The sequence below is a fragment of the Streptomyces sp. NPDC023481 genome, assembly GCF_055560195.1.
In genome coordinates this window covers 112787-139403 of the sequence record NZ_JBVHJE010000014.1, presented here as the reverse complement: position 1 = coordinate 139403, position 26617 = coordinate 112787, and the positions used below count along the sequence as shown (strand labels likewise).

At 71.9% G+C, this 26617-nt stretch carries 29 protein-coding genes; 11 read left to right on the top strand and 18 right to left on the bottom strand.

The window, feature by feature from the left end:
* Positions 1-15 precede the first annotated feature (15 nt).
* The 5 genes from ACZ3ZD_RS25780 to ACZ3ZD_RS25760 all read left to right on the top strand — a co-directional run bounded on the left by ACZ3ZD_RS25780 (position 16) and on the right by ACZ3ZD_RS25760 (position 5390).
* Positions 16-1386, top strand: coding sequence for an ABC transporter substrate-binding protein (locus tag ACZ3ZD_RS25780; protein ID WP_467401700.1), 1371 nt, complete (start codon positions 16-18; stop codon positions 1384-1386).
* A complete protein-coding gene (locus ACZ3ZD_RS25775) occupies positions 1383-2321 on the top strand; it encodes a carbohydrate ABC transporter permease (RefSeq protein ID WP_467401698.1) in 939 nt (312 codons plus the stop codon). Before ACZ3ZD_RS25780 ends, ACZ3ZD_RS25775 begins: the two co-directional genes overlap by 4 nt.
* The gene (locus ACZ3ZD_RS25770) at positions 2318-3142 is read left to right on the top strand and encodes a carbohydrate ABC transporter permease (RefSeq protein WP_467401695.1); all 825 of its coding nucleotides are present in this window, start codon (positions 2318-2320) and stop codon (positions 3140-3142) included. Before ACZ3ZD_RS25775 ends, ACZ3ZD_RS25770 begins: the two co-directional genes overlap by 4 nt.
* Entirely contained in the window at positions 3139-4128 is a 990-nt protein-coding gene (locus ACZ3ZD_RS25765) for a zinc-dependent alcohol dehydrogenase family protein (protein ID WP_467401693.1), read from the top strand. Before ACZ3ZD_RS25770 ends, ACZ3ZD_RS25765 begins: the two co-directional genes overlap by 4 nt.
* Positions 4129-4208: 80 nt before the next feature.
* Positions 4209-5390 carry a TerD family protein gene (locus ACZ3ZD_RS25760; protein ID WP_467401991.1) on the top strand — a complete coding sequence of 394 codons (1182 nt, stop codon included), beginning with the start codon at positions 4209-4211 and terminating at the stop codon, positions 5388-5390.
* A gap of 67 nt (positions 5391-5457) precedes the next feature.
* On the opposite strand, the gene ACZ3ZD_RS25755 is transcribed toward ACZ3ZD_RS25760, so the two are convergent.
* From ACZ3ZD_RS25755 to ACZ3ZD_RS25745, 3 genes are all read right to left on the bottom strand, one after another.
* Positions 5458-6030 (bottom strand): TetR/AcrR family transcriptional regulator, encoded by a 573-nt coding sequence (locus ACZ3ZD_RS25755; protein ID WP_467401690.1) that lies wholly within the window; start codon positions 6028-6030, stop codon positions 5458-5460.
* 67 nt (positions 6031-6097) lie between these two features.
* Positions 6098-7549, bottom strand: coding sequence for an alkaline phosphatase PhoX (locus tag ACZ3ZD_RS25750; protein ID WP_467401687.1), 1452 nt, complete (start codon positions 7547-7549; stop codon positions 6098-6100).
* A 186-nt stretch (positions 7550-7735) separates the two neighbouring features.
* Positions 7736-9163 (bottom strand): hypothetical protein, encoded by a 1428-nt coding sequence (locus tag ACZ3ZD_RS25745; RefSeq protein WP_467401684.1) that lies wholly within the window; start codon positions 9161-9163, stop codon positions 7736-7738.
* 265 nt (positions 9164-9428) lie between these two features.
* On the opposite strand from ACZ3ZD_RS25745, the gene ACZ3ZD_RS25740 reads away from it, so the two are divergent.
* Positions 9429-11264 (top strand): endonuclease/exonuclease/phosphatase family protein, encoded by a 1836-nt coding sequence (locus ACZ3ZD_RS25740; protein WP_467401681.1) that lies wholly within the window; start codon positions 9429-9431, stop codon positions 11262-11264.
* A gap of 54 nt (positions 11265-11318) precedes the next feature.
* On the opposite strand, the gene ACZ3ZD_RS25735 is transcribed toward ACZ3ZD_RS25740, so the two are convergent.
* From ACZ3ZD_RS25735 to ACZ3ZD_RS25720, 4 genes are read right to left on the bottom strand one after another with little or no spacing between them, the layout of a single operon-like run.
* On the bottom strand, positions 11319-11852 hold the full coding sequence (locus ACZ3ZD_RS25735) for a DUF3618 domain-containing protein (RefSeq protein WP_467401677.1): 534 nt from the start codon (positions 11850-11852) through the stop codon (positions 11319-11321).
* Positions 11849-12268 carry a phage holin family protein gene (locus ACZ3ZD_RS25730; RefSeq protein ID WP_467401675.1) on the bottom strand — a complete coding sequence of 140 codons (420 nt, stop codon included), beginning with the start codon at positions 12266-12268 and terminating at the stop codon, positions 11849-11851. The genes ACZ3ZD_RS25735 and ACZ3ZD_RS25730 overlap by 4 nt, the downstream gene beginning before the upstream one ends.
* A gap of 53 nt (positions 12269-12321) precedes the next feature.
* On the bottom strand, positions 12322-13026 hold the full coding sequence (locus tag ACZ3ZD_RS25725) for a hypothetical protein (RefSeq protein WP_467401672.1): 705 nt from the start codon (positions 13024-13026) through the stop codon (positions 12322-12324).
* Entirely contained in the window at positions 13023-13172 is a 150-nt protein-coding gene (locus tag ACZ3ZD_RS25720; RefSeq protein WP_467401669.1) for a hypothetical protein, read from the bottom strand. The genes ACZ3ZD_RS25725 and ACZ3ZD_RS25720 overlap by 4 nt, the downstream gene beginning before the upstream one ends.
* Positions 13173-13343: 171 nt before the next feature.
* Between ACZ3ZD_RS25720 and dapA the strand changes: the two genes are divergently transcribed.
* Positions 13344-14267: a 4-hydroxy-tetrahydrodipicolinate synthase gene (gene dapA / locus ACZ3ZD_RS25715; protein WP_467401666.1), complete on the top strand. Its 924-nt coding sequence runs from the start codon at positions 13344-13346 to the stop codon at positions 14265-14267.
* 91 nt (positions 14268-14358) lie between these two features.
* Here the strand turns inward: dapA and dapD are convergent, their stop codons facing one another.
* From dapD to ACZ3ZD_RS25700, 3 genes are all read right to left on the bottom strand, one after another.
* Positions 14359-15345: a 2,3,4,5-tetrahydropyridine-2,6-dicarboxylate N-succinyltransferase gene (gene dapD / locus ACZ3ZD_RS25710; protein WP_467401664.1), complete on the bottom strand. Its 987-nt coding sequence runs from the start codon at positions 15343-15345 to the stop codon at positions 14359-14361.
* 65 nt (positions 15346-15410) lie between these two features.
* The gene (locus tag ACZ3ZD_RS25705; RefSeq protein WP_467401661.1) at positions 15411-15947 is read right to left on the bottom strand and encodes a TetR/AcrR family transcriptional regulator; all 537 of its coding nucleotides are present in this window, start codon (positions 15945-15947) and stop codon (positions 15411-15413) included.
* Positions 15947-16270, bottom strand: a complete 324-nt coding sequence (locus ACZ3ZD_RS25700) for a DMT family transporter (protein ID WP_467401659.1) — start codon at positions 16268-16270, stop codon at positions 15947-15949. Before ACZ3ZD_RS25700 ends, ACZ3ZD_RS25705 begins: the two co-directional genes overlap by 1 nt.
* Positions 16271-16376: 106 nt before the next feature.
* On the opposite strand from ACZ3ZD_RS25700, the gene ACZ3ZD_RS25695 reads away from it, so the two are divergent.
* The gene (locus ACZ3ZD_RS25695; RefSeq protein ID WP_467401656.1) at positions 16377-17126 is read left to right on the top strand and encodes an AbfB domain-containing protein; all 750 of its coding nucleotides are present in this window, start codon (positions 16377-16379) and stop codon (positions 17124-17126) included.
* A 66-nt stretch (positions 17127-17192) separates the two neighbouring features.
* Here the strand turns inward: ACZ3ZD_RS25695 and ACZ3ZD_RS25690 are convergent, their stop codons facing one another.
* From ACZ3ZD_RS25690 to ACZ3ZD_RS25655, 8 genes are read right to left on the bottom strand one after another with little or no spacing between them, the layout of a single operon-like run.
* Positions 17193-17525 (bottom strand): metal-sulfur cluster assembly factor, encoded by a 333-nt coding sequence (locus tag ACZ3ZD_RS25690; RefSeq protein ID WP_059248670.1) that lies wholly within the window; start codon positions 17523-17525, stop codon positions 17193-17195.
* Positions 17522-17989, bottom strand: coding sequence for a Fe-S cluster assembly sulfur transfer protein SufU (sufU, locus tag ACZ3ZD_RS25685; RefSeq protein ID WP_467401652.1), 468 nt, complete (start codon positions 17987-17989; stop codon positions 17522-17524). Before sufU ends, ACZ3ZD_RS25690 begins: the two co-directional genes overlap by 4 nt.
* A gap of 18 nt (positions 17990-18007) precedes the next feature.
* Positions 18008-19264: a cysteine desulfurase gene (locus ACZ3ZD_RS25680; RefSeq protein WP_467401650.1), complete on the bottom strand. Its 1257-nt coding sequence runs from the start codon at positions 19262-19264 to the stop codon at positions 18008-18010.
* A complete protein-coding gene (gene sufC / locus ACZ3ZD_RS25675; protein ID WP_467401647.1) occupies positions 19261-20025 on the bottom strand; it encodes a Fe-S cluster assembly ATPase SufC in 765 nt (254 codons plus the stop codon). Before sufC ends, ACZ3ZD_RS25680 begins: the two co-directional genes overlap by 4 nt.
* Before the next feature lie 7 nt (positions 20026-20032).
* A complete protein-coding gene (locus ACZ3ZD_RS25670) occupies positions 20033-20359 on the bottom strand; it encodes a non-heme iron oxygenase ferredoxin subunit (protein ID WP_467401645.1) in 327 nt (108 codons plus the stop codon).
* A complete protein-coding gene (gene sufD, locus ACZ3ZD_RS25665) occupies positions 20356-21576 on the bottom strand; it encodes a Fe-S cluster assembly protein SufD (protein ID WP_467401642.1) in 1221 nt (406 codons plus the stop codon). Before sufD ends, ACZ3ZD_RS25670 begins: the two co-directional genes overlap by 4 nt.
* 54 nt (positions 21577-21630) lie before the next feature.
* On the bottom strand, positions 21631-23052 hold the full coding sequence (gene sufB, locus ACZ3ZD_RS25660; protein WP_467401640.1) for a Fe-S cluster assembly protein SufB: 1422 nt from the start codon (positions 23050-23052) through the stop codon (positions 21631-21633).
* The gene (locus ACZ3ZD_RS25655) at positions 23049-23783 is read right to left on the bottom strand and encodes a helix-turn-helix transcriptional regulator (RefSeq protein ID WP_467401637.1); all 735 of its coding nucleotides are present in this window, start codon (positions 23781-23783) and stop codon (positions 23049-23051) included. The genes sufB and ACZ3ZD_RS25655 overlap by 4 nt, the downstream gene beginning before the upstream one ends.
* 239 nt (positions 23784-24022) lie before the next feature.
* On the opposite strand from ACZ3ZD_RS25655, the gene ACZ3ZD_RS25650 reads away from it, so the two are divergent.
* The 3 genes from ACZ3ZD_RS25650 to ACZ3ZD_RS25640 are packed head-to-tail and all read left to right on the top strand — an operon-like array spanning position 24023 to position 26560.
* Positions 24023-24838, top strand: a complete 816-nt coding sequence (locus ACZ3ZD_RS25650) for an AAC(3) family N-acetyltransferase (protein ID WP_467401634.1) — start codon at positions 24023-24025, stop codon at positions 24836-24838.
* Between the two features lie 31 nt (positions 24839-24869).
* On the top strand, positions 24870-25793 hold the full coding sequence (locus tag ACZ3ZD_RS25645; RefSeq protein WP_467401632.1) for an ABC transporter ATP-binding protein: 924 nt from the start codon (positions 24870-24872) through the stop codon (positions 25791-25793).
* Positions 25794-25843: 50 nt separating this feature from the next.
* A complete protein-coding gene (locus ACZ3ZD_RS25640) occupies positions 25844-26560 on the top strand; it encodes an ABC transporter permease (RefSeq protein WP_467401988.1) in 717 nt (238 codons plus the stop codon).
* The last annotated feature ends 57 nt before the right edge of the window (positions 26561-26617 follow it).

The following is a 26617-nucleotide window of genomic DNA, read 5'->3' as shown; positions in this document are numbered from 1 at the left end:
CTCCAGGAGCGATCCATGCGCACCCCGAGCCGACGGCGGCCGCGAGCCACGCTCGCCCTGGCCGCCGCAGGGACGCTGCTCGCCCCGCTGCTCTCCGGCTGCTGGGCCGGCGCCGGCGGGACCGGTTCCGGCGGCGACTCCATCAACGTGCTGATGGTCAACAACCCCCAGATGACCGAGCTGCAGAAGCTGACCGCCGCCCACTTCACCAAGAACACCGGCATCAGGGTCAACTTCACGGTCCTGCCCGAGAACGACGTACGCGACAAGATCAGCCAGGACTTCGCCAACCAGGCCGGCCAGTACGACGTGGCCACCCTGTCCAACTACGAGATACCGATCTACGCCCGCAACGGCTGGCTGCACGAGATGGACTCCTACGCCGCGCGGGACCGGTCGTACGACGAGCAGGACGTGCTGAAGCCGATGCGCCAGTCCCTCACCGGCGACGACGGAAAGCTCTACGGGCAGCCGTTCTACGGCGAGTCGTCCTTCCTGATGTACCGCAAGGACGTGTTCGCGGCGAAGGGCCTGACCATGCCCGCCCACCCCACCTGGCGGCAGGTCGCCGGCCTGGCCGCGAAGGCGGACGGCGCCCGGCCCGGCATGCGGGGCATCTGCCTGCGCGGGCTGCCCGGCTGGGGCGAGCTGATGGCACCGCTCACGACGGTCCTGAACACCTTCGGCGGCACCTGGTTCGACAAGGACTGGAAGGCGCGGCTGGACTCCCCCGCCTTCGAGGAGGCGACGAGGTTCTACGTCGGCCTGGTCCGCGAGCACGGCGAGTCCGGCGCCGCCCAGTCCGGTTTCGCCGAGTGCCTGAACGACATGACCCAGGGCAAGGTCGCCATGTGGTACGACGCCACCTCCGCGGCCGGACTGCTGGAGGCGGCCGGCTCCCCGGTCAAGGGCAGGCTCGGCTACGCCCCCGCCCCCGTCGAGCGCACCAAGTCCTCCGGCTGGCTCTACACCTGGGCCTGGGGCATCCAGCAGGCCTCCCGCAACCCCGACAAGGCCTGGAAGTTCGTCTCCTGGGCGTCGGGCAAGGGCTACGAGCAGCTGGTCGGCGAGACCAGCGGCTGGTCGAACGTCCCGGCGGGCAAACGGGCCTCCACCTACACCAACGCCGCCTACCGCAGGTCGGCCGCCGCGTTCCAGGAGATGACCAGGGAGGCCATCGAGAGCGCCCGGCCGGACGACCCCGGGGTGCAGCCGAGGCCCGCGCCCGGCATCCAGTTCGTCGGCATCCCCGAGTTCACCGACCTGGGCACCCGAGTCTCGCAGGAGATCAGCGCGGCCATCGCCGGACACCGGTCCGTCGACTCGGCCCTGCGGAAGGCACAGGCGCTCGCCGAGAAGATCTCCGAGGAGTACGAGGGACGATGACAGCGACGACCACGGCTCCGCATCCCGCCCCTTCCGCACGGGTGGCCGGGCGGCCCCCGGCCCGGCTGCGCGCCTGGGCCACCCGGGCCCCGCTGCTGCCCGCCCTCGTCTTCATGATCGTGGTGACCCAGCTGCCGTTCGTGGCCACGCTGGTGATCTCCTTCTTCGACTGGAACGCCCTCTATCCCAGGGCGCGCCACTTCACCGGCCTGGACAACTACCGCCAGGTGCTGACCGACACGGACCTGCGCCACTCGGTGTGGACGACCGTGCTGCTCACGGCGGCGGTGGTGCTGGCCAGCCTGGTCCTGGGCCTCGCCCTCGCGCTGCTGCTGGACCGCAGGTTCCGCGGCCGGGGCCTGGTCCGCACCCTGCTCATCGCGCCCTTCCTGGTGGTGCCCGTGGCCGCGGCCCTGCTCTGGAAGCATGTGCTCTACAACCCTGAGTACGGCCTGTTGAACGGCTTGCTGCACTACGTGGGCGGCCCCCAGCCGGACTGGGTGTCCCGCACGCCGCTGCTCGCGGTCGAGGCCTCCCTGGTGTGGCAGTGGACGCCGTTCATGATGCTGATCCTGCTGGCCGGGCTGCAGAGCCGGGACCAGCAGCAGATCGAGGCCGCCCGGGTAGACGGGGCGAACGGCTGGCAGATCTTCCGCCATCTGACGCTGCCCCACCTGCGCCGCTACCTGGAACTGGGCGCCCTGCTGGGCTCGATCTACATCGTCCAGAACTTCGACGCGGTCTTCACGATCACCTCCGGCGGGCTGGGCACCGCCAACCTGCCGTACACCGTCTACCAGAGCTTCTACCAGGCCCACGAGAACGGTCTGGCCTCGGCCGCCGGGGTCCTGGTGGTCATCGGCTCCATCGTCATCGCGACCTTCGCCCTGCGCGTGGTGTCGTCCCTGTTCCGCGAGGAGGTGTCCCGCGCATGAACGCGCTGCGCCGGGGCGGGCCCGGCCTGGTGGCCTGGCTGGCCGGCATCGTCTTCTTCCTGCCCGTCGCCTGGATGGCCCTGACGTCCTTCCACTCCGAGGCGGACGCGGCGACGAACCCGCCGTCCTTCACCGCCTCCCTGACCCTCGACGGCTACCGCGAGTTCTTCGGCACCGGCGGCGGGGCGAGCCCCTGGCCGGCGCTGGTCAACTCCGCGGTGGCGTCGGTCGCCTCGACCCTGCTCGTCCTCCTGCTGGCCCTGCCGGCCGCCTACGCGCTGTCGATCCGGCCGGTGCGCAAGTGGACGGACGTCCTGTTCTTCTTCCTCTCCACGAAGATGCTGCCGGCCGTGGCGGGCCTGCTGCCGGTCTACCTGTTCGCCAGGAACGCAGGGCTCCTCGACAACATCTGGCTGCTCGTCGTCCTCTACACGTCCATGAACCTGCCGATCGCGGTGTGGATGATGCAGTCGTTCCTCGCCGAGGTGCCGGTCGCCGTCATCGAGGCGGCGCGGGTGGACGGCGCCCGGCTGCCCACGGTCCTCGCGCGCGTGGTCGCCCCGATCGCCCTTCCCGGCATCGCCGCCACCGCCCTGATCTGCTTCATCTTCAGCTGGAACGAACTGCTCTTCGCCCGGGTCCTGACGGGCGTGGTCGCCGAGACCGCCCCCGTCTTCCTCACCGGCTTCATCACCAGCCAGGGCCTGTTCCTGGCCAAGGTGTGCGCCGCGTCGCTCGTCATCTCCCTGCCGGTGCTCGCCGCGGGGTTCGCCGCCCAGGACAAACTGGTCCAGGGCCTGTCGTTGGGAGCCGTGAAATGAAGGCCGCCGTCATCGAGTCCGTGGGCCGTGCCGTCGTCACCGAGGTCCCGGACCCGGCACCCGGCCCGCGCGAGGTCGTCGTCGAGGTGGCGGCCTGCGGACTGTGCGGCACGGATCTGCACATCCTCCAGGGCGAGTTCGCGCCCAGGCTGCCGATCGTGCCCGGACACGAGTTCGCGGGCGAGGTCGTCGGGGTCGGCACCCGGGTCACCGAGGTGTCCGTCGGCGACCGGGTGGCCGTCGACCCGTCCCTGTACTGCCACGAGTGCCGGTACTGCCGCACCGGCCACAACAACCTGTGCGAGCGGTGGGCCGCGATCGGGGTGACGACGGCGGGCGGCGCCGCGCGGTACGCGCTGGCCCCGGTCGCCAACTGCGTGAAGCTGCCCGAGCACGTGCGCACCGAGGACGCGGCCCTGGTGGAGCCGCTGTCCTGCGCGGTGCGCGGCTACGACGTGCTGCGCGCCCGCCTCGGCGCGCACGTGCTGATCTACGGCTCCGGGACCATGGGCCTGATGATGCTGGAGCTGGCCAAGCGGACCGGCGCGGCGAGCGTGGACGTGGTCGACGTGAACCCGGCCCGGCTGGAGACGGCCCGGCTGCTCGGCGTGTCGGGCGCGGCGGGCAGCGCGGACGAGCTGGACCGGCCGCGGGGCTGGGACGTGGTGGTGGACGCCACCGGCAACGCGGCGGCGATCCAGGACGGCCTGGACCGGGTGGCCAAGGCGGGTACGTTCCTGCAGTTCGGGGTGGCCGACTACGCGACGCGGGTGACGATCGACCCGTACCGGATCTACAACCAGGAGATCACGATCACCGGGTCCATGGCGGTGCTGCACAGCTTCGAGCGGGCGGCGGAGCTGTTCGCGAACGGGGTACTGGACCCGGACGTCTTCATCAGCGACCGGCTCCCGCTGGAGCGGTACCCGCAGGCGCTGGAGCAGTTCGCGGCGGGGGTGGGGCGGAAGATCGTGGTGGTGCCGTAGGCCGTTTCACGCGGGGGGGACCCGTTCGGCCGGTAAGGGAACGGTAAAGCGGTCTCGTTCGTTCACCCGGCATGACAGCTATGACCCCTGGCTCGAACATCCCTCTTCCGGCCGCGCGCGTGACGGTGGACGTCTCCGCCCCGGTGCGGCTCGACGTGTCGGGCCTGCTGCTCACCGGCGACGGCAAGGTGCGCTCCGACGACGACTTCATCTTCTACAACCAGCCGAGCGGGCCGGGCGTGACGTACCGGTCGGGCGGCGGTTCGGCTCCGGACGCGGTCACGGTGGACACCGGTGCCGTGCCGCCGGAGATCGAGAAGATCGTCGTCACGGCCAGCCCGGACGCGGCGGGCCAGACCTTCCAGGGCGTCGAGCCGACGGCGACGATCCGGGACGCGGACGGCGGTGCCGTGCTGGCGACGTTCACCCCGCCGCAGCTCGGCGCGGAGACCGCGCTGGTGGTCGTGGAGATCTACCGCCGGGGCGGCGCGTGGAAGGCACGGGCGGTGGGCCAGGGGTACGCGAACGGCCTCGCGGGCATCGCGACGGACTTCGGAGTGACGGTGGAGGAGCCGGCCGCGGCCCCGGCGGCCCCCGCGCCGCCGGCGGCCCCGCCGCAGCCGGTGGCACAGCCGCAGCCGGCGACCCCGGCTCCCGCTCCCGCCGCTCCCGCTCCGGGCGCCGGGAAGATCAACCTGGACAAGGGCCGGGTCAGCCTCCAGAAGAACCAGACCGTGTCCCTCGTCAAGGGCGGCCGGCCGCTGCTGTCCCAGGTGCGGATGGGGCTCGGCTGGGAGCCGGCGTTCCGGGGCAGGGACATCGACCTGGACGCCTCGGTCATCGCCTACGGCCCGCAGCGCAACCACATCGACAGCTGCTACTTCGGCAAGCTGTCGATCCTGAACGGCGCGGTCAAGCACTCCGGTGACAACCTCACCGGTGAGGGCGGCGGCGACGACGAGGTGATCGTGGTCGACCTCGGCCGCCTCCCCCAGGAGGTCACCGGCCTGGTCTTCACGGTCAACTCCTTCTCCGGCCAGAAGTTCACGGAGGTCGCCAAGGCCTACTGCCGCCTGGTCGACGCGGCCACCGACGAGGAACTGGTCCGCTTCGACCTCACCGGCGCCGAGCCCCAGACCGGCGTTCTCATGGCCAGGCTCGTCCGCCAGTTCTCCGGCGAGTGGGACATGACGGCCCTCGGCACCTTCGTCAAGGCCCGCACGGTCCGCAACATGACGGACCCGGGCGCCCGGGCCCTGTAGCGACGGTGGGGGGCTGCCGTGGTGGACCGACGCCACGGCTCCCCCCATCAGCCCGGGCGGGGGGTGTTCAGGCGGGTCGCAGGCCCTCTGTCAGAAAGGACAGGTAGCGGCGGAGTTCGGGGGTGCCCGTGCCTGCCAGCTCCGCGGCCGTCGCCACCCCGTGCACCAGCCGCAGTACGTCGACCGGCTCCAGGTCCCGGCGCAGCGTTCCCTCCGCCTGGGCGGCCGCCACGAGCCGGTCCGCCGCGCCCTTCACCACGGTGGCGCACACCGTGTGCGCCGGCGTCGCGCCGGCGTCCGTCACCGCCGAGCCGAGCAGCGCCTTCATGCCCCGCACCTGGAGCGTGCGGGCCGCCAGCTCGTACAGCCACTCCATGAGCGCCTCGCCCGGCGGCAGCCGAGCGGCCAGCTCGTCGGCCCGCACGCCGAGCTCCTCGATCCGGTCCACGTACGCCGCCTCCAGCAGCGCCCGCCGGGTCGGGAAGTGCCGGTACAGCGTGCCCGAGCCGACGCCCGCCCGCCTGGCGATGTCGTCGAGTGACGCGTTCTCCCCGTGCTCGGCGAAGGCCTCCGCCGCCACCTTCAGCAACCGCTCGTGGTTGCGCCGAGCGTCCACCCGCATGGGCCTGCCCTGCGCCATCCACCCACTCCTCGCCGACCGGGGACCCTCTCCGCATCCTAGGTCCCCCGTCGGCCGCACCGCCGGCTCAGGCGCGCTTGTGCCGCTTCCAGGGGCCGGTGATGGCGAGCATGATGCCGGGCGTCTGGATGTTGGCGAACAGGGTCCTGCCGTCGGGCGAGAAGGTGACGCCGGTGAACTCGCTGTACTCGGGCTCCTCCGCGCTGCCGATGTTCAGCTCGTTGCGGGCGATCGGGTACGTCCGGCCGCTCTCGGTGGCGCCGAACAGGTGCTGGACGCCCTCGCCGTCCTCGGCGATGACCAGGCCGCCGTACGGGGAGACGGTGATGTTGTCCGGGCCGTCGAAGGCGCCGTCCGCCGCCGGGTCCGGGTTGACGCCGAGCAGCACCTTCAGGGTCAGCGTGCGGCGCTTGGGGTCGTAGAACCAGACCTGCCCGTCGTGCTGCACCGGGCTCTCCTGGCGGGCGTAGGAGGAGACGACGTAGACGCCGCCGTCGCCCCACCACATGCCCTCCAGCTTGCGGGCGCGGGTGACCTCGCCGTCGGTGAACTGCTTGCGCACCGAAACGGTCCGGGCGTCACGGTCGGGAACGTCCACCCAGTCGACGCCGTACACGGTGCCGGTCCTGGTGGCGCGGGAGAGGTCGTCCACGAACCGGCCGCCGGAGTCGAAGCACGTGAACGCCTGGAGCACGCCCGCGTCGTCGGCGAGGGTGCGCAGCCTGCCGCGGCCGTGGTGGAAGCCCGCCGGCGGGGTCCAGCGGTAGAACAGGCCGTTGGGGCCGGAGGCGTCCTCGGTGAGGTAGAGGTGGCCGCGCCCGGGGTCCACGACGACGGCCTCGTGGGCGTAGCGGCCCAGGGCCTTGACCGGCTTGGGGTCGCGGTTGGCGCGCCGGTCCTCGGGGTCGACCTCGAAGACGTAGCCGTGGTCCTTGGTGAAACCGTTCCTGCCGGCCTTGTCCTCGGTCTCCTCGCAGGTCAGCCAGGTGCCCCAGGGGGTGCTGCCGCCGGCGCAGTTGGTGGCGGTGCCGGCGATGCCCACCCACTCGGCGACCTCGCCGCCGCGGCGGACCTCGACCACCGTGCAGCCGCCGGCCGCCGCCGGGTCGTAGACGAGGCCCTCGGTGAGCGGGACGGGGTGCGGCCACTGGGCGCGGGCGCCGGCCAGCTCGTGGTTGTTCACGAGCAGGGTGGTGCCGCGCGGGCCGGCGAAGGTGGCGGTGCCGTCGTGGTGGGACGGGGTGTACTCGCCGGACTCCAGCCTGGTCCTGCCGCTGTAGGTGACGATTTTGTAGGTGAAGCCGGCGGGCAGGGCGAGGATGCCGTTCGGGTCGGCGATCAGCGGGCCGTAGCCGACGCCGTGGTGGCCCCCGTGCGCGGACTCGGCCCCGGCGCTCTCGGTCTCCGTGGCGGCGAGGGCGTTCGGCGCGGTGGCGAGGGCGCCGACGCTGCCCGCCAGGGCGACCCCGGCCCCGGTGACCGCGGATGTTCTGGCGAAGTCCCTGCGGGTGAGCGACATGGTGTCTCCTGTGACGACGATGGCGGTGCCGTGGAGGGTGGGGCCTCGGTTCGGCGCACACGCTGCCGCCCGGGTGTGAACGCGGACTGAACGCCGGACCACTGCACGGGTCCTTGTTCAAGAATCCGTACGCACCACCCCATCGACAGGAAAAGCCCCGGCCGGGCGCGTGACCCGGCCGCGCTCTCAACCTCCTTGCTGGGAGCGGGCCTTGAACGCCGCCTTCCGCGCCTGTTTGGCCACCTTCTTGTCCGGGTGCAGCCGGCCCATCGCGTCCAGCACCTCGGCGGTGGCGGGGTGATCCACCCGCCAGGCCGCCGCGAAGAACCCGCTGTGCTGGGCGGCCAGCCCCTCCACCAGGGCCTGCAGTTCCTCGGAGTTGCCCTCGGCGGCCAGCTGGGCGGCCAGGGTGTCGACGGTGAGCCAGAACACCAGCTCCTCGGACGGCGCCGGGACGTCGGCGGCGCCCCGCTCGCTCAGCCACACCCGGGCGAGCCCGCCGAGTTCGGGGTCGTCCAGCACCTCCCGCAGCGCGGGTTCGGCCTCGGCGCCCACCAGCGACAGCGCCTGCTGGCAGCGCAGCCGGCGCAGCGGGGCCCCGGCGTCCGCGCCGCGTGCCGCCGCCAGCAACTCCCGTGCCGCGGCGAGCGGTTCGCGGCGGGTGAGCCACTGCTCGGTCTCGAACCGGGCGGCGTCCCGGCCGAACCGGGCGGTGCCGTCGAGCAGCGCGTCCGCGCCCTTGTCGGCGAGGTCCCCGACGGCCGGCGCCTCGAACCCGGCCTCCAGCAGCCGCGCCCGCACGCCGTACGCGCCGAGCGGGGTGAGCCGGACCATGCCGTAGCGGGAGACGTCGGTGTCGTCCACCGGCGCCGCGGGCTCCTCGTCGGCGTCGGCCATGAGCGCCTCGTCCACCGGCTGGTAGGCCACGAGCCCGACCGGTTCCAGCGTCCGGAACTGGTCGTCCAGTCGCATCATGGCGTCGGAGACCTGCTCCAGGACGTCGTTGGTGGGTTCGCCCATGTCGTCGGGTACGAGCATGGAGGCGGCGAGGGCGGGCAGCGGGACGGGCCCGTCGCCGGCGCCGTCCTCACTGACGGTCAGCAGGTAGAGGTTGCCGAGGACGCCGTCGAGGAACTCCGCCTCGGCCTCCGGGTCCCAGTCGAGTGACGAGAAATCGATCTCCCCGCCGTCGTCGAGCGCGTCGACCAGGTCGTCCAGATCGGGGACGGCCGCGTCGGCGAGGACGGTCTCCAGGGCGGCGAGCCACACGGTGAGCACGTCCTGCGGGGAGCCGCCGGTGAGCAGCTTCAGCTCCTCCCCCGCCCGGACCGTGCCGGCCTCCTCGTCGACGATCTCCACCAGGCCGGTGTCCACCGCGATCCGCCAGGCCTCGCTCGCGTACGCGGCCGCGTCCTCACCGGCCAGTCCGAGCAGTTCGGCGGCGGCCGGCAGCTGCTCCTCGGCCAGCTCGCCGCCGGCGTCGACACGGGTGTCGGGTCCGGCCCAGCGGGCGAGTCGGGCGGCCCGGGACAGCAACGGCGTGGACAGCGCGGCACGCGCCAGCTCCGCTTCGGGGTGCAGCCGTACGGGCGGCAGGGGGGAGCTGTCTGACATCGGCTGGTTCTCCTCGGACCGTGAACGGACTCAGCCGCTCAGCCTAGACGGATATCCACCCATGCCGCCCGGTTCATCTCCCCGTAAGCAGTCGTCCATGGCCGAAACCTTGACAACTCCCCTCGGCAGGCAGGAGATTGACGCGCGTAGAAGTTGGGGGGACAACTGTTCACTCGGCTCTATGCGTGTGACAGAGGGCTACGAGCCCCACACGCTCCCGTTCCACCCTCGTCCCGGCGCATCGTCACGTCCCCGGAGGGATCCCTTGCCGAGCAGGTCTTCCGCGCGCCTCGCCGCGCTCACCGTCGCCGCCGTCTGCAGCGCGGCGGCGGTCAGCCAGATAGTCGTCGTCCCCACGCCCGCGCACGCCGACTCGGTGCGTGTCCACGACATCCAGGGCACGACCCGGATGTCCCCGTTCGCCGGGCAGAAGGTGACGGACGTACCCGGCATCGTCACGGCCACGCGCACGTACGGCTCGTCCAAGGGGTTCTGGCTCCAGGACCCGACCCCGGACGACAACCCGGCCACCAGCGAGGGCGTGTTCGTCTTCACCAGCTCCGCGCCCAAGGTCGCGGCCGGCGACGCGGTGACGGTGACCGGAACGGTCTCGGAGTACGTCCCGGGCGGCACCTCCTCCGGCAACCAGTCGGTCACGGAGATCACCAAGCCGGTCGTCACCACCGTCTCCACCGGCAACCCGGTCCCGGCGCCGGTCGTCGTCGACGCGCACTCGGTGCCGGACGCGTACGCGCCCACCGGTGACAGCGCCGCGGCCGGCTCGATCAACGGCCTCACCCTGGACCCGTCGGCGTACGCCCTGGACTACTACGAGTCCCTGGAGGGCATGAACGTCCAGGTCGCCGACGCCCGCGTGGTCACCGCGACCGACCCGTACAGCGAGCTGTGGGTCACCGTGAAGCCGAAGGAGCACCGCAGCCGCCGCGGCGGCACGGTCTACGGCTCCTACGACTCCCAGAACACCGGCCGGCTCCAGATCCAGTCGCTGGGCGCCACCGCCGACTTCCCGAAGGCGGACGTCGGCGACACCCTGGAGGGCACCACCACCGGCCCGCTGGACTACAACCAGTTCGGCGGGTACACCCTCGTCGCGAGCAAGCTCGGCGCGCTGGAGAGCGGCGGCCTGCAGCGCGAGACGACCCGCAGGCAGTCGAGCCGCGAGCTGGCGGTGGCGACGTACAACGTCGAGAACCTCGACCCGTCGGACGCCACCTTCGCCCAGCACGCCTCCGCGATCGTCAACAACCTGCGCTCGCCCGACATCGTGTCCCTGGAGGAGATCCAGGACAACAACGGTGCCAAGGACGACGGCACGGTCGACGCGGACCAGACGGTGACCAAGCTGATCGACGCGATCACCGCGGCGGGCGGGCCGGCGTACGAGTGGCGCTCGGTCAACCCGGTCAACGACCAGGACGGCGGCGAGCCCGGCGGCAACATCCGCCAGGTGTTCCTGTTCAACCCCGCGCGGGTGTCCTTCGTGGACCGCCCCGGCGGCGACTCGACCACCGCGGTCGGCGTCACCAAGGTGCACGGCAAGGCGCAGCTGACGGTCTCCCCGGGCCGGATCGACCCGGCGAACGCGGCCTGGACCAACAGCCGCAAGCCGCTCGCGGGCGAGTTCGTCTTCCGCGGCAGGACGGTCTTCGTGATCGCCAACCACCTCACGTCCAAGGGCGGCGACCAGGGGCTGACCGCGCAGTACCAGCCGCCGGTGCGCAGCTCGGAGGTCCAGCGGCACGCCCAGGCGACCGAGGTGAACGCGTTCGTCAAGGACATCCTGTCCGCGCAGAAGGACGCGGACGTCATCGCGCTCGGCGACATGAACGACTTCGAGTTCTCCGGGACCGCGAAGATCCTGGAGGGCGACGGCGAGCTGTGGTCGGCGATCAAGTCGCTGCCGAAGCGGGAGCGTTACACGTACGACTACCAGGGCAACCAGCAGGTCCTGGACCAGATCCTGATCAGCCCGGCGATCCGCCGCGGCCGGGACTTCGACTACGACAGCGTGCACATCAACGCGGAGTTCCACGACCAGATCAGCGACCACGACCCGCAGGTGCTGCGGTTCCGTCCGTGACCCGGCGGCGGGACCGGCCGGACGCGCCGTCCGGCCGGTCCCGCCGGCACGGTGTCACTGCCCGCGGTCGACGCGGCGCCAGATGACGGCGGCGCCGACGAGGGCGGCGCCCGCCGCGCCCAGCAGGAGTGCCGGCCGCGGATGCCGCCGGGCGGCGCCCACGACGTACCGCAGCGGGCGCGGCACCCGGACGTCGTGCTCCATGGAGTGCCCGGCGTGCGCGGCACGGTCCTGCAGGGTGTGCCGGCCGTGTCCGGTGCGGTCCTGCACCAGGTGGCCGGCCCTGGTCACCCGTTCCTGCGCGGTGTGGCCGGCCCGTGTGGCGCGGTCCTGCACCAGGTGCCCCGCCTTGGCCGCCCGGTCCTGCACGCCGTGCCCCGCCTGGGCGGCGCCGGCGCGCAGCTGGACGGTCATGGCGCCGGCCTTGTCCTTCAGGTCGGCGGCCCGGGCGCGGGCCCGGCCCTTCACATCGGCCCGGCCGACCAGCTGGGCGACGGTGTCGCCGAGCTGGCTGCGGGTCTGTTCGATCTGCTGCCGCAGCTCGTCGGGGCCCTTGGCGCCCGTGCCGTGCGGTTTCCTGTGCGTCATCGGTGTGCCCTTTCCCTGATCGCGTCGACGTCCGCCCTGACGCTGCCCAGCGTCTCCTCGGGTGCGGGCGGGGCGGCGCGGCGCAGCTGGGCGCGTCCGGTCGCGGCCAGCAGTCCGGCCACGGCGAAGAACACCGCGGCCACGATCAGCGCCGCCGCCCACACGGGCAGTGCCAGAGCGAGGGCGGCGGTGGCCGCGGCGGCCAGGGTGATCAGCCCGACGTAGCCGACGGCACCGGCGGCGCCCAGCAGTCCGCCGCCGCGTCCGGCCCGGCGTCCCTTCTCGGCCAGCTCCTCCTTGGCGAGGGCGATCTCCTGCCGCAGCAGCCGGGAGAGCTGCTCGGTGGCCCGGCTGACGAGCTCGCCCGTGGAGGTGTGCCCGTCGGACGCGGGCCGGGTGTGCGAGGTCACGGTCACGGCGTTCCGCCTCCTTCCTGTGCGGAACGTCCGGGTACCCGGGCCGGAGGTCCTCACCCCTGCCCGGCGCCGCCGGTCCCGCGGTCGCCGAGGCGCGCGAGTTGGGACTGGAACCAGTCCAGGCGCGCCTGCAACAGGGCTGCTTCGGCGACGAGTTCGGGTACGCCGGGTTCGGCGGCGGGCGCCAACTCGGCGGCGGGGCCCGGCCGGGCGGCCGGGGCGCCGGCGCCCGCGACCACCCGCAGGCCCTGCCCGGCCAGCCGGGCGAAGGCCGCGAGCGAGACGGACGGGCGCCCGCACAGGCAGCCCGCGCAGGCGGGGGCCAGGACCCGCCAGCCGGGCCGGCCCCAGCCGGCGTCGGCCAGCGCGACGGCGCCGGCGCCGCAGCCGCAGGGGCCGACCGTGGCGGTGCGCACCCGCTGCCGGGCGTAGCGGAAGCCGCGTTCGAAGCGGATGTAGGCGCCGAGGACGGAGACCTCCAGCAGGACGGCGGCGCGGTGTTCGGCGGTGCTCAGCAGCGCCTCGGCGGCCGTCCGGTCGTGCACGCAGTGGAAGCCGCAGTCGCAGCGCCGCGCGGGCGGGCGGTGCCGCAGGCCGTAGACGCAGGAGGCGTCGTCGAGAACGGCGTACGGCAGCGCGCCGCCGAGCGACACACCGGTGAACCCGGCCCGGGTGCCGTCCTGGGACAGCACCGGGTGGGCGATCTTGTAGCCGGTCGGCGGCTCCGTCGGGTGTTCCGCCGGGAGCCGCATCCTCATCGGGCGGCCGGGACCTCTGCGCGGGCCGGCTCGGCCGTCCGCTCCTGGAGGGTCTCCTCGGGGCTTCGCCGCTCCTCCTCGGGCACGAGGTGGTCGGCCGGCCGCTCCTCGGCGACCCCGGTGGCCAGTGCCTTGCCCAGCTTCATGGCGCCTCCCATGACCTGACGTCGGTGACCCTCCCGCCATAGTGACCCATCAGGTACCGGCTTGGACACCGGACCTCCGGCCGCATCCCCTCCGACAGATCAGCAGTCCTTAACGATTACTCGTAGGAGAATTAAGTAGTTCTTCACCATCGATCCGCCGAGACTACTCCCATGACGACTCCCCGCACGGCCGCTCCCTTCGGCCGCACGCTCTGCGCCATGATCACGCCGTTCACCGGGGCGGGCGCCCTCGACCTGGACGGCGCCCGGCGGCTGGCCGCGCACCTGGTGACCCGGGGCTGCGACGGCCTCGTCCTCGGCGGCACCACGGGCGAGTCGCCCACCACCACCGACGAGGAGAAGGGCCGCCTGGTCGAGGCCGTACGGGAGGCGGTCGGCGACGGGGTCGCGCTGGTCGCGGGCGTGGGCACCGCCGACACCCGGCACACCATGGAGCTGGCGCTCGCGGCCGGGAAGGCGGGCGCCGACGGCGTCCTGGTGGCGACGCCGTACTACAGCCGGCCCCCGCAGGACGCCGTGGCCGCCCACTTCCGGGCGGTCGCCGACGCGAGCGAGCTGCCGGTGATGCTCTACGACATCCCGGGCCGCACCGGTACCCGGATCGCCCCCGACACCATGATCGAGCTCGCCGGGCACCCGCGGATCGTGGCCGTCAAGGACTGCTCCTACGACCTCCTCGGCACCCAGAAGGTGCTGGCGCGGACGGGGCTGGCGTACTACGCGGGCTGCGACGAGCATGTGCTGGCGCTGTACGCCATCGGCGCGGTGGGCTGTGTGAGCACGGTCGCGAACGCCGTACCGGACCGGGTCGCCGCGGTCCTGGACGCGTTCGACGCCGGCGACACCGACCGGGCGGCCGCCCTCCAGCTGGCCCTCACACCGCTGACCGAGGCGATGACGGACGCGGGCCTGCCCGGCACGGTCACCGCGAAGGCCCTGCTGGCCCGCCTCGGCCTGCCCGCGGGACCGGTCCGCGCACCGCTGCTGCCCGCCGACCGGGAGACGTCCGACGGACTGCTGGCGCTGTACGAGGCACTCACCGCGGACCGGCCCACGACCCCCGGCGGGCGCTGACCGGTCGGAGGCGCGCGAAGACGGACCGCCCGGCCGACGACGGAGCGCCCCCCACCATGCGGTGGGGGGCGCTCCGGACGGACGGGCCGCGTCAGTTGTGGCTGTGCAGGATGTCGTTCAGGCCGCCCCAGACCGCGTTGTTCGGGCGGGCCTCGACCGTGCCGGTGACCGAGTTGCGGCGGAAGAGGATGTTCGAGGCGCCGTTCAGGTCGCGGGCCTTGACGATCTGGCCGTCGGGCATGGTGACGCGAGTGCCCGCGGTGATGTACAGGCCCGCCTCCACCACGCACTCGTCGCCGAGCGCGATGCCGACGCCCGCCTCGGCACCGACCAGGCAGCGCTCGCCGATGGAGATGATCACGTTGCCGCCACCGGACAGGGTGCCCATGGTGGAGGCGCCGCCGCCGATGTCGGAGCCGTCGCCGACGACGACACCCGCGGAGATCCGGCCCTCGACCATGGAGGTGCCGAGGGTGCCGGCGTTGAAGTTGACGAAGCCCTCGTGCATGACCGTGGTGCCGGCCGCGAGGTGCGCGCCCAGGCGGACCCGGTCGGCGTCGGCGATGCGCACGCCCTTGGGGGCGACGTAGTCCGTCATGCGCGGGAACTTGTCGACCGAGGTCACCTGGAGGTGCAGGCCCTCGGCGCGGGCGTTCAGGCGCACCTTCTCGACGTCGTCCACGGCGACCGGGCCGAGCGAGGTCCAGGCGACGTTGGCGAGGTGGCCGAAGATGCCGTCCAGGTTCTGGCCGTGCGGCTTGACCAGGCGGTGCGAGAGCAGGTGCAGGCGCAGGTAGACGTCGTGCGCGTCGAGCGGCTTGTCGTCCAGCGAGGCGATGACCGTGCGGACCGCGACCACCTCGACACCCCGGCGGGCGTCCGGGCCGGTCGCCGCGGTCGCGCCGCCGCCGAGCAGCTGGGCCGCCTGCTCGGCGGTGAGCCGCTCGGTGCCGGCCGGTCCCGGCGCCTCGACCAGCTCGGGGGCCGGGAACCAGGTGTCGAGCACGGTGCCGTCGGAGGCGATCGTGGCGAGGCCGGCGGCGACGGCGCCGGTGGTACGGGTTGCAGACTCGGTCATGGAGGAAAACCTAACGTGGGCGGGGCGCTGAGGGCGAACCGCGTCTCACGTGCCGGGCGGGGGTTTCAGCGGATCAGCCGGGCCAGTGCGGCGCGCGCGGACCCCTCGTCGTAGGAAGCGCCCGCCAGCAGCACCTGGAGGCAGATGCCGTCCATCAGCGCGAGCAGGGCGCGCGCGGTGGCCGGGTCGGTGCGGCGGGCCAGCAGCGCCGCCGCCCGCTCGGTCCGCTCGGCGGCGACGGGCCTGAGGGCGGGGCGGCGCAGCGCCGCCAGGTACAGCTCGTACTCCAGCTCCACGCCGGTGCGCCCGCCCGCCAGCCGGCGGCCCAGTGCCCGGGCGAGGTCCGCGGCCAGGTCGCCCGGGCCGCCGTCCTGCGGCAGCTGCTCGGCCGGCATCCCGCCGAACCCCACGCTCGCCTGCCGCAGCGCCGCCACCAGCAGTTCCTCCAGGCTGGCGAAGTGGTACGTCGTGGAGCCGAGCGGTACGTCCGCCTCCGCGGCGACCGTACGGTGGCTCAGCCCGGCGATGCCGTCCCGGCCGACCACGCGGATGGCCGCGTCGATGATCCGCTGCCGGCGGCCGGGGTCGTACCGGCGGGGCATCAGTGCGCCGCTCCGCCGAGGTTCAGCACCACGACTCCCCCGATGATCAGCAGGATGCCCGCGACCTTCGCCGGGTTCAGGCCCTCGCCGAACAGCAGCAGGCCGAGGACGGCGATGGCCGCGGTGCCCACGCCGGACCAGATGGCGTAGGCGGTGCCGATCTGCACGGTCCTCAGCGTCCTGGCGAGCAGCGCGAACGAGACGACGTAGCCGAGTGCCGTCACGAGCGAGGGCCAGAGCCGGCTGAAGCCCTCGCTGTACTTCATCGCCGTGGTGGCGGCGACCTCGGCGGCGATGGCGCCCGCGAGCAGCAGGTATCCCATGCGTACGAGCGTACAAAAGGGCTGCGTACGGCCGTACACAACGGGAAGGTTTCACTTTCATAGAAACCGCTCGCATCCGGCCCCGCCTCCACTACTGTGCGGGCCCGTGCCTGAAAACACCCCCCGCGCCCGAAGACTCGGGCTGGCCGTCGCACTGGCCCTGGCGGTCGCCGGCGCCTGCGTGGCCGTGACCGCCCTGAACGACCGGCCCACGGAAACGAAGGCCACCGCGCCGGCGACACCGCCCGACAACGGCCCCGGCCTGCTCTCCTTCGCCTCCCCGTCCACCGCGCCGGCGAACTCGCCGGTCCCCGCGAGGAACCGCACGGACCCGTCCGCGCCGTCGCTCTCGCCGTCCGCCTCCCGGTCCGCCGCCCCGCCGCGGCACACGCCCGCCAAGTCCTCCACGCCCACGGCCGGTTCTCCCCGCCCGGCGGAGCACGGGACGTCCGTGCGGTCCCTCAACTACCCGGACCGCTACTGGCACGTCAGCGGCGGTCTGGTGAAACTCGACCCCGTCAGCTCGGACGCCGACCGCCGTGCCGCCACCTTCACCGTGGTCAAGGGCCTGGCCGACGCCCGCTGTTACTCCTTCACCACGGCCGACGGCGGTTACCTGCGCCACCGCGAGTTCCTGCTGCGGGCCGAACGCGCCGACGGCTCGGCCCTGTTCAGGCAGGACGCCACGTTCTGTCCCCGCGCCTCCGTCTTCAGCGGCGCCGTCATGCTGGAGTCGGTCAACTATCCCGGCCGCTTCCTGCGCCACCGCGACTTCCAGCTGCGGCTGGCCCCGTACCAGGACACCGGCCTCTACCGGGCCGACTCAGCGTTCCTGCTGGTGGACGGGCGGGCCTGAACACACGGAAGCGGCGGCACCCGGCAGGTGCCGCCGCTTCACGCACGCGGATCAGGCGTGGTGGGATCAGACGTTGAACCCGAGCGCCCGCAGCTGCTCGCGGCCGTCGTCCGTGATCTTGTCCGGGCCCCACGGCGGCATCCAGACCCAGTTGATGCGCAGCTCGTTGACCAGGCCGTCGGTGGCCGACTTGGCCTGGTCCTCGATCACGTCCGTCAGCGGGCAGGCCGCCGAGGTCAGGGTCATGTCCACGGTCGCGATATTGGAGTCGTCGATGTGGATGCCGTAGATCAGGCCGAGGTTGACGACGTCGATGCCCAGCTCGGGGTCGACGACGTCCATCAGGGCCTCGCGGAGTTCCTCCTCGGAGGCCGGCTTCATCTCGACGGTGTCGCTCATGCGGTCTTCCTTTCGGCTTCGGCGCCATCCAGCGCCTGGGCCGTCGCGTCCTTCCACGCCATCCAGCTCAGGAGGGCGCACTTGACCCGCGCGGGGTACTTGGAGACACCGGCGAACGCGACCGCGTCCTCCAGGATCTCCTCCATCGCGTCGTCGGGCTCGATCCTGCCCTTGGACTGCATCAGCTCCAGGAAGGTCTCCTGGATCCTGCGTGCCTCGGCCAGGTCCTTGCCGACCAGCAGTTCGTTCAGCACGGACGCGGAGGCCTGGCTGATGGAGCAGCCCTGGCCCTCGTAGGAGACGTCCTCGATCGTCGTGCCGTCGTACTTCACGCGCAGGGTGATCTCGTCGCCGCACGTCGGGTTCACGTGGTGCACCTCGGCGTCGCCATCCCGCAAGCCCCGCCCGTGCGGGTTCTTGTAGTGGTCCAGGATGACGTCCTGGTACATCGAGTCCAGCTTCACGGTGTCAGCTCACGCCTCTCAGCCGAAGAAGTTCCGTACGTGCTCCAGCCCCTCGACCAGTGCGTCGATCTCGGCCGGCGTGGAGTACAGATAGAACGACGCTCGCGTGGTCGCGGGAATTCCGTAGCGCAGGCAGACCGGGCGGGCGCAGTGGTGGCCGACCCGGACCGCGATGCCCTGCTCGTCCAGGACCTGCCCCACGTCGTGCGGGTGGATGTCCCCGAGGGTGAAGGAGATCGCCGCGCCGCGGTCCTCGGCCGTCGTCGGGCCGATGATCCGCAGGTCGGGGACCTCGGTCAGGCGCCGCACCGCGTACTCCGTCAGCGCGTGCTCATGGGCGAGGACCTTGTCCATGCCGATCGACTGCAGGTAGTCGATCGCCGCGCCGAGCCCGACCGCCTGGGCGATCGGGGGCGTGCCCGCCTCGAACTTGTGCGGCGCCGGAGCGTAGGTGGACGAGTGCATCGAGACCGTCTCGATCATCTCGCCGCCACCGAGGAACGGGGGCAGGTCCTCCAGCAGCTCCTGGCGGCCCCACAGGACGCCGATGCCGGTCGGGCCGCACATCTTGTGGCCGGTGAAGGCCACGAAGTCGGCCTGCAGGGCCTGCACGTCCAGCGGCATGTGCGGGGCGGCCTGGGAGGCGTCGATGCAGACGAGGGCGCCGACCTCCTGGGCGCGGCGGATGATCGTCTCGACCGGGTTGACCGTGCCCAGGATGTTCGACACCAGCACGAAGGAGACGATCTTCGTCTTCTCCGTGATGACCTCGTCGATGTTGGACAGGTCGAGCCGGCCGTCGTCGGTGAGGCCGAACCACTTCAGCTTCGCGCCCGTGCGCTGCGCCAGCAGCTGCCACGGCACGATGTTGGAGTGGTGCTCCATCTCCGTGATGACGATCTCGGTCTCGTGGTCCACCCGGTAGGGCTCGTCGGCCCAGCCCAGCATGTTCGCCACGAGGTTCAGCGACTCGGAGGCGTTCTTGGTGAAGATCACCTCGTCACGGCTGGGCGCGTTGACGAACTCCGCGACCTTGTCGCGCGCGCCCTCGTACAGCGCCGTGGCCTCCTCGGCGAGCACATGCACACCGCGGTGGACGTTGGCGTTGTAGCGCTCGTAGTACTCGCTCAGGGCGTCCAGCACCTGGCGCGGCTTCTGCGAGGTCGCCGCGTTGTCCAGGTACACGAGCTTCCTGCCGTCGTGGACCTGACGGTCCAGGATGGGGAAGTCCTTGCGGATCGCCTCGGTGTCGAGGAGGCCCGGCAGCTGCGTCACGCGGATACGCCACCCTTCGTGTATGCCTCGTAGCCCTCGTCCTCCAGCTTGTCGGCGAGCTCGGCGCCGCCGGACTCCACGATCCGGCCGGCGGAGAAGACGTGGACGAAGTCGGGCTTGATGTAGCGCAGGATGCGCGTGTAGTGCGTGATCAGCAGGGTGCCGACCTCGCCGGTCTCGCGGACGCGGTTGACGCCCTCGGAGACGATCCGCAGCGCGTCCACGTCGAGGCCGGAGTCGGTCTCGTCCAGGATCGCGACCTTCGGCTTGAGCAGCTCCAGCTGGAGGATCTCGTGGCGCTTCTTCTCACCGCCGGAGAAGCCCTCGTTCACGTTGCGCTCGGCGAAGGACGGGTCCATGTTGAGGCGCTCCATGGCCCCCTTGACCTCCTTCACCCAGGTGCGCAGCTTGGGGGCCTCGCCGCGGACGGCGGTGGCGGAGGTGCGCAGGAAGTTGGAGACCGAGACGCCGGGGACCTCGACCGGGTACTGCATCGCGAGGAACAGGCCGGCGCGGGCCCGCTCGTCGACGGACATCGCCAGGACGTCCTCGCCGTCGAGCAGCACGGTGCCGCTGGTGATCGTGTACTTCGGGTGACCCGCGAGGGAGTAGGCGAGGGTCGACTTGCCGGAGCCGTTGGGGCCCATGATGGCGTGCGTCTCGCCCTGCTTCACGGTGAGGTCGACGCCCTTGAGGATCTCCTTCGTGGCGTTGTCGGCCTCGACGGTGACGTGCAGGTCTCGGATTTCAAGCGTTGCCATGGGTGCCTCAGGACTCCTGGGTGAGGGAGACGAGAACGTCGTCCCCTTCGATCTTTACGGGGTATACGGGGACGGGGCGCGTCGCGGGGAGGCCGGACGGCTTGCCGGTGCGCAGGTCGAAGCTGGAGCCGTGCAGCCAGCACTCGATCTGGCAGTCCTCCACCTCGCCCTCGGACAGGGAGACGTTCGCGTGCGAGCAGATGTCGTGGATCGCGAACACCTCGCCCTCGGTCTTCACGACCGAGACCGGCGTGCCGTCGAGTTCCACCCGCTTCGGGGTGTCCTCCTCCAGCTCGCTCAGCCCGCAGGCGCGTACGAACGACGAGGCTGTCATGCGACCGAAGCCTCCAGCTCCTCCTCGATCTTGGTGAGCAGCCGCTCCTCGATGTCGGCGACACCGATCTGCTGGACCAGCTCGGCGAAGAAGCCGCGGACCACCAGGCGGCGGGCCTCGTGCTCCGGGATGCCGCGGGCCATCAGGTAGAAGAGCTGCTCGTCGTCGAAGCGGCCGGTGGCGGAGGCGTGGCCGGCGCCGACGATCTCGCCGGTCTCGATCTCCAGGTTCGGCACCGAGTCGACGCGCGCGCCGTCGGTGAGGACCAGGTTGCGGTTCATCTCGTAGGTGTCCGTGCCCTCGGCCTTGGCCTCGATGAGCACGTCGCCGATCCAGACCGCGTGCGCGTCGTCGCCCTGGAGCGCGCCCTTGTAGACGACGTTCGACTTGCAGTGCGGGGTGTTGTGGGTGACCAGCAGGCGGTGCTCCTGGTGCTGCCCGGCATCGGTGAAGTACAGGCCGAACAGCTCTGCCTCGCCGCCGGGGCCGGCGTACTCCACGCGCGGGTTCAGGCGCACCACGTCACCGCCGAAGGTGACGACCACGGACTTGAAGGCGGCGTCCCGGCCGACCAGCGCGTTGTGCTGGGCGACGTGGACGGCCTTGTCGTCCCAGTCCTGGACGGAGACGACGGTCAGCTTGGCGCCGTCCCCGAGGACGTAGTCGACGTTGGCGGCGAGCACCGCGTCGCCGGTGTGGTCGATGACCACGACGGCCTCGGCGAAGGCGCCCAGCTCGATCACCTGGTGGCCGAAGGCGGTGCCGCCCTGGCCGTGCACCGCGACGCGGATCGGCTCGGTGAGGACGGTCTCCTTCGGGACGGTCACGACCGAGGCCTTGTCGAAGGCCGAGTACGCCTGCGCGGCGACGCGGTCCACCGGGGTGCCCGCCCTGCCGAGCCGCGCGTCGTCACGGCCGACGGTCTCGACGGTGACGCCCTCGGGGGCCTGGATGTCGACCTTCACACCGTCGCCGTTCGCGACGGCGGTGCCGTCGTGCAGACCGCGCAGGCGCTCCAGCGGGGTGAACCGCCACTCCTCCTCGCGGCCGTGCGGGACCGGGAAGTCCGCGACGTCGAAGGACGGGGGCGCGCTCATGCGCGAGACGACGGTCGACTCCGCGGCGACCGCGATCGAGCCGGCGGTGGTCGAGCCCACCGGTGGGGGTCCCCCCGCGCGAGCGGAGCCGAGCGTCGGGGAGTTCTGGGCCTCAGCCATGGCTGTCGTAGTGCTCTCTTTCCTGAGTAAGGCGTCTGCTGGCGAGGGCGGCGGTCAGCCGACCGCGCCCTCCATCTGCAGCTCGATAAGCCGGTTGAGCTCCAGCGCGTACTCCATGGGCAGCTCCTTGGCGATCGGCTCGACGAATCCGCGCACGATCATCGCCATGGCCTCGTCCTCGGACAGGCCGCGGCTCATCAGGTAGAAGAGCTGGTCCTCGGAGACCTTGGAGACGGTGGCCTCGTGGCCCATGGACACGTCGTCCTCGCGGACGTCGACGTACGGGTACGTGTCCGACCGGGAGATGGTGTCCACCAGCAGCGCGTCGCACAGCACGTTGGACTTCGACCCGGCGGCGCCCTCGCCGATCTCGATCAGACCGCGGTAGGACGTACGGCCGCCACCGCGCGCGACCGACTTGGAGACGATGTTGGACGAGGTGTTCGGCGCCATGTGGACCATCTTGGCGCCGGCGTCCTGGTGCTGCCCCTCGCCCGCGAAGGCGATGGAGAGCGTCTCGCCCTTGGCGTGCTCGCCCATCAGGTAGACGGCCGGGTACTTCATCGTCACCTTGGAGCCGATGTTGCCGTCGATCCACTCCATGGTCGCGCCCTCGTAGGCGACGGCGCGCTTGGTGACCAGGTTGTAGACGTTGTTCGACCAGTTCTGGATGGTCGTGTAACGGCAGCGGGCGTTCTTCTTGACGATGATCTCGACCACGGCGCTGTGCAGCGAGTCCGACTTGTAGATCGGGGCCGTGCACCCCTCGACGTAGTGCACGTAGGCACCCTCGTCGACGATGATCAGGGTCCGCTCGAACTGGCCCATGTTCTCCGTGTTGATGCGGAAGTAGGCCTGGAGCGGGATCTCGACGTGCACGCCCTTCGGCACGTAGATGAAGGAGCCGCCGGACCACACGGCGGTGTTCAGCGCGGCGAACTTGTTGTCGCCGGCCGGGATCACCGTGCCGAAGTACTCCTTGAAGAGCTCGGGGTGCTCCTTCAGCGCGGTGTCGGTGTCGAGGAAGATGACGCCCTGCTCCTCCAGGTCCTCGCGGATCTGGTGGTAGACGACCTCCGACTCGTACTGGGCGGCGACACCGGCGACGAGGCGCTGCTTCTCGGCCTCCGGGATGCCCAGCTTGTCGTAGGTGTTCTTGATGTCCTCGGGCAGGTCCTCCCAGGACTCCGCCTGCTTCTCCGTGGAGCGCACGAAGTACTTGATGTTGTCGAAGTCGATGCCCGAGAGGTCGGAGCCCCAGTTCGGCATCGGCTTCTTCGCGAAGAGCTTCAGGCCCTTCAGGCGCAGCTTGGTCATCCACTCCGGCTCGGACTTCTTGCCCGAGATGTCACGGACGACGTCCTCGTTGAGGCCGCGCCGTGCGGAGGCACCGGCCACGTCGGAGTCGGCCCAGCCGTATTCGTACTTGCCCAGGCCCTCGAGTTCGGGGTGGGCAGTCTCCGTGGGGAGAGTCATGCGGGGTTCCTCCCGGCCGTGCTTGCAGGTGCGTCAGTGGAAATCTTGGGGATGAACGTCGTGCAGACGCCGTCGCCGTGCGCGATGGTCGCCAGCCGCTGGACGTGAGTACCCAGCAGCTCGGCGAAGATCTCCGTCTCCGCCTCGCACAGCTGCGGGAACTGTTCCGCGACGTGGGCGACCGGGCAGTGGTGCTGGCAGAGCTGCTCGCCGACCGGTGCGCTGCGCGCCGTAGCAGCGTACCCGTCGACGCTCAAGGCCTTGGCCAGCGCTTCGGCGCGTTTGTCGGGCGTCACGGCTTCGACCGCCTCGCGGTACGCGCTCGCCTGGGCGGCGATACGGGCGCGGGCGAAGGCGGCGACCGCCTCGGGGCCGCCCTCGCGCTCGGCGATCCAGCGCAGCGCGTCCGCGGCGAGCTTGTCGTACGACTGGTCGAAGGCGTCCCGGCCGCAGTCCGTGAGCGCGAAGACCTTGGCGGGGCGGCCACGCGTGCGCGTGCCGTAGACCCGCTGTTCACGGGGCTCCACGACGTCGTCCGCGACCAGCGCGTCCAGGTGACGCCGGACGGCCGCCTGGGTCAGTCCCAGCCGGCCGGCGAGTTCGGCGACGGTCGACGGGCCGTGGTCCAGGATGGACCGCGCGACCCGGTTGCGCGTGGAGCGCTCACCGGTCGCTAGCTCCTCCTGAGGGGTCCCCGTGGGGGTCTCCCGAGCCTCGCCGACGTTTTTCACAACGCCATTGTTGCGTAATTCCGCGGAGCCTGACAAGCGCCGTCCGGATCACCGCGCGGTGCCCTGCGTCACTTAGGCATACCTAATCCGACCTGGGAAAACGATCTCCCGACCGCTCGTTCCCGGGGTTTTCGGGGGATCGGCCGGGGATCGGCCAGAGATCTCGCCGGGAACGTTCCGGGATCTTTCCCGGGCCTATTCGGTAGCGCCCCGCCGCCGCGTCGGGAAGACTCCTCACCATGTCCACACCCCCTCCGACCGGCCCTCTTGTCACCCGCGACAGCCTCGCGGCAGGCTTGCGTCTGCTCGGGGTGGAGTCCGGCGAGACCCTTCTCGTACATTCCTCGCTCAGTTCCCTCGGCTGGGTGAACGGCGGCGCCGTCGCCGTCGTCCAGGCCCTCCTGGACGCGCTCGGCCCCTCCGGCACGATCGTCGTCCCCACCCAGACCGGCGACCAGTCCGACCCCGCCCTGTGGGGGAACCCGCCGGTGCCCGTCGAGTGGTGGGACCGGATCCGCGCCACCATGCCCCCGTACGACCCCCTGATCACCCCCTCGCGCGGGGTCGGCGTCCTCCCCGAGACCGTGCGGACCTGGCCAGGCGCCCTGCGCAGCGCGCACCCGCAGACCTCCTTCGCCGCCCTCGGCCCCCGCGCGCCGGAGATCACCGACGGCCACGCCCCCGACTGCCGGCTCGGCGAGCGCAGCCCGCTGGCCCGGCTGGAGAAGCTGGGCGCCCGGGTGCTGCTGCTCGGCGCGGGCTACGACGCCTGCACCGCCTTCCACCTCGCCGAGTACCGCATCCCCGCGCCCCGCGTGGAGGTCGGCCGGCCCGCTCCCGGCGGCGGCTGGGAGACCGTGGTGGAGGTCTCGATCACCTCCGACCGGTTCGACGAGCTGGGGCACGACTACGAACGGGACCGGCCCGTGGTGCGCGGGACGGTCGGCGCGGCGGACACCCGGCTGTTCCCGCTGGCGGACGCCGTGGCCTACGCCGAGCGGTGGCTGCCGCTGCACCGGCCCCGTGCGGAGGACTTGCCCCACCCCCGCGCCTGAGGGGCGAGCGGTCTCCCTAGACTCTGGTGCCATGCGAAGTGAGCCTGTGGTCCAGATCCAGGCCCTGGTGAAGGGGTACGGCGCGAAAACCGCGGTGGACGGCCTCGACCTGGTGGCCGAAGCGGGCGTGACCGCCGTACTCGGCCCCAACGGGGCGGGGAAGACGACCACGGTCGAGACGTGCGAGGGGTACCGGAGGCCGGACTCCGGCACGGTGCGCGTCCTGGGCCTCGACCCGGTCCGGGACTCCGCCGAGCTGCGGCCCCGCATCGGCGTGATGCTCCAGTCCGGCGGTGTCTACTCGGGCGCCCGCGCCGACGAGATGCTCCGGCACGTGGCGAAGCTGCACGCGCACCCGCTGGACGTCGACGCCCTCATCGAGCGCCTCGGCCTCGGCTCCTGCGGCCGGACCGGTTACCGGCGGCTTTCCGGCGGCCAGCAGCAGCGGCTCGCGCTCGCCATGGCCGTCGTGGGCCGCCCCGAACTGGTCTTCCTGGACGAGCCGACCGCCGGCCTCGACCCGCAGGCCCGCCGCGCCACCTGGGACCTGGTCCGGGACCTGCGCGCCGACGGCGTCTCGGTGATCCTCACCACCCACCACATGGACGAGGCGGAGCAGCTCGCCGACGACGTCGCCATCATCGACGGCGGCCGGGTCATCGCCCAGGGCTCCCCGGAGCGGCTGTGCAGGGGCGGCGCCGAGAACACCCTGCGCTTCACCGGCCGCCCCGGCCTCGACGTCGGCTCCCTGCTCAAGGCGCTCCCGGCCGACTGCACGGCCGCCGAGCTGTCCCCGGGCTCCTACCGGGTCGTCGGCAAGGTCGACCCCCAGCTGCTGGCCACGGTCACCTCCTGGTGCGCCCAGCACGGGGTGATGCCGGACCGGATCTCGGTGGAGCGGCACACCCTGGAGGACGTCTTCCTGGAGCTGACCGGCAAGGAGCTGCGCTCGTGACCACGACGGGTACGTACACCCCGAAGCCCGGAGCCGCCCCGCTCCCCCGCATGATCGCGGCGCAGGCGGCACTGGAGACGAAGATGCTGCTGCGCAACGGCGAGCAGCTGCTGCTGACGGTCGTCATCCCCACCCTGCTGCTGGTCCTCTTCAGCTCGGTCGACATCGTGGACACCGGTAGCGGCGCGGCCGTCGACTTCCTCGCCCCCGGCATCCTGGCGCTGGCCGTGATGTCGACGGCGTTCACCGGCCAGGCCATCGCCACCGGCTTCGAGCGCCGCTACGGCGTGCTGAAGCGGCTCGCCTCCTCGCCGCTGCCCCGCTGGGGCCTGATGACCGCCAAGACGGTGTCGGTGCTGGTCACCGAGGTCCTCCAGGTCGCCCTGCTGACCGTCATCGCCTTCGCGCTGGGCTGGTCCCCGCACGGCAACCCGGCGGCCGTCCTGCTTCTGCTGCTCCTCGGCACGGCCGCGTTCTCCGGCCTCGGCCTGCTGATGGCGGGCACGCTGAGGGCGGAGGCCACGCTGGCCGCAGCCAACCTGGTGTTCCTGCTGCTGCTGGTGGGCGGCGGGGTCATCGTGCCGCTGGAGAAGTTCGGCTCGGCGGGGCAGCACGTGCTCGGTCTGCTGCCGATCTCCGCCCTGTCGGACGGCCTCCGGGACGTCCTCCAGCACGGCGCCGGCACCCCCTGGGCCGACCTGGGCGTTCTCGCCGTCTGGGCGGTGGTGGGCCTGGCCGCCGCGGGCAGGTTCTTCCGCTGGGAGTGACCAGCGCCGCACCCTCGGGGGGCGACCCTCGTGAACGCGTGCACAAGCGGCGGCCTA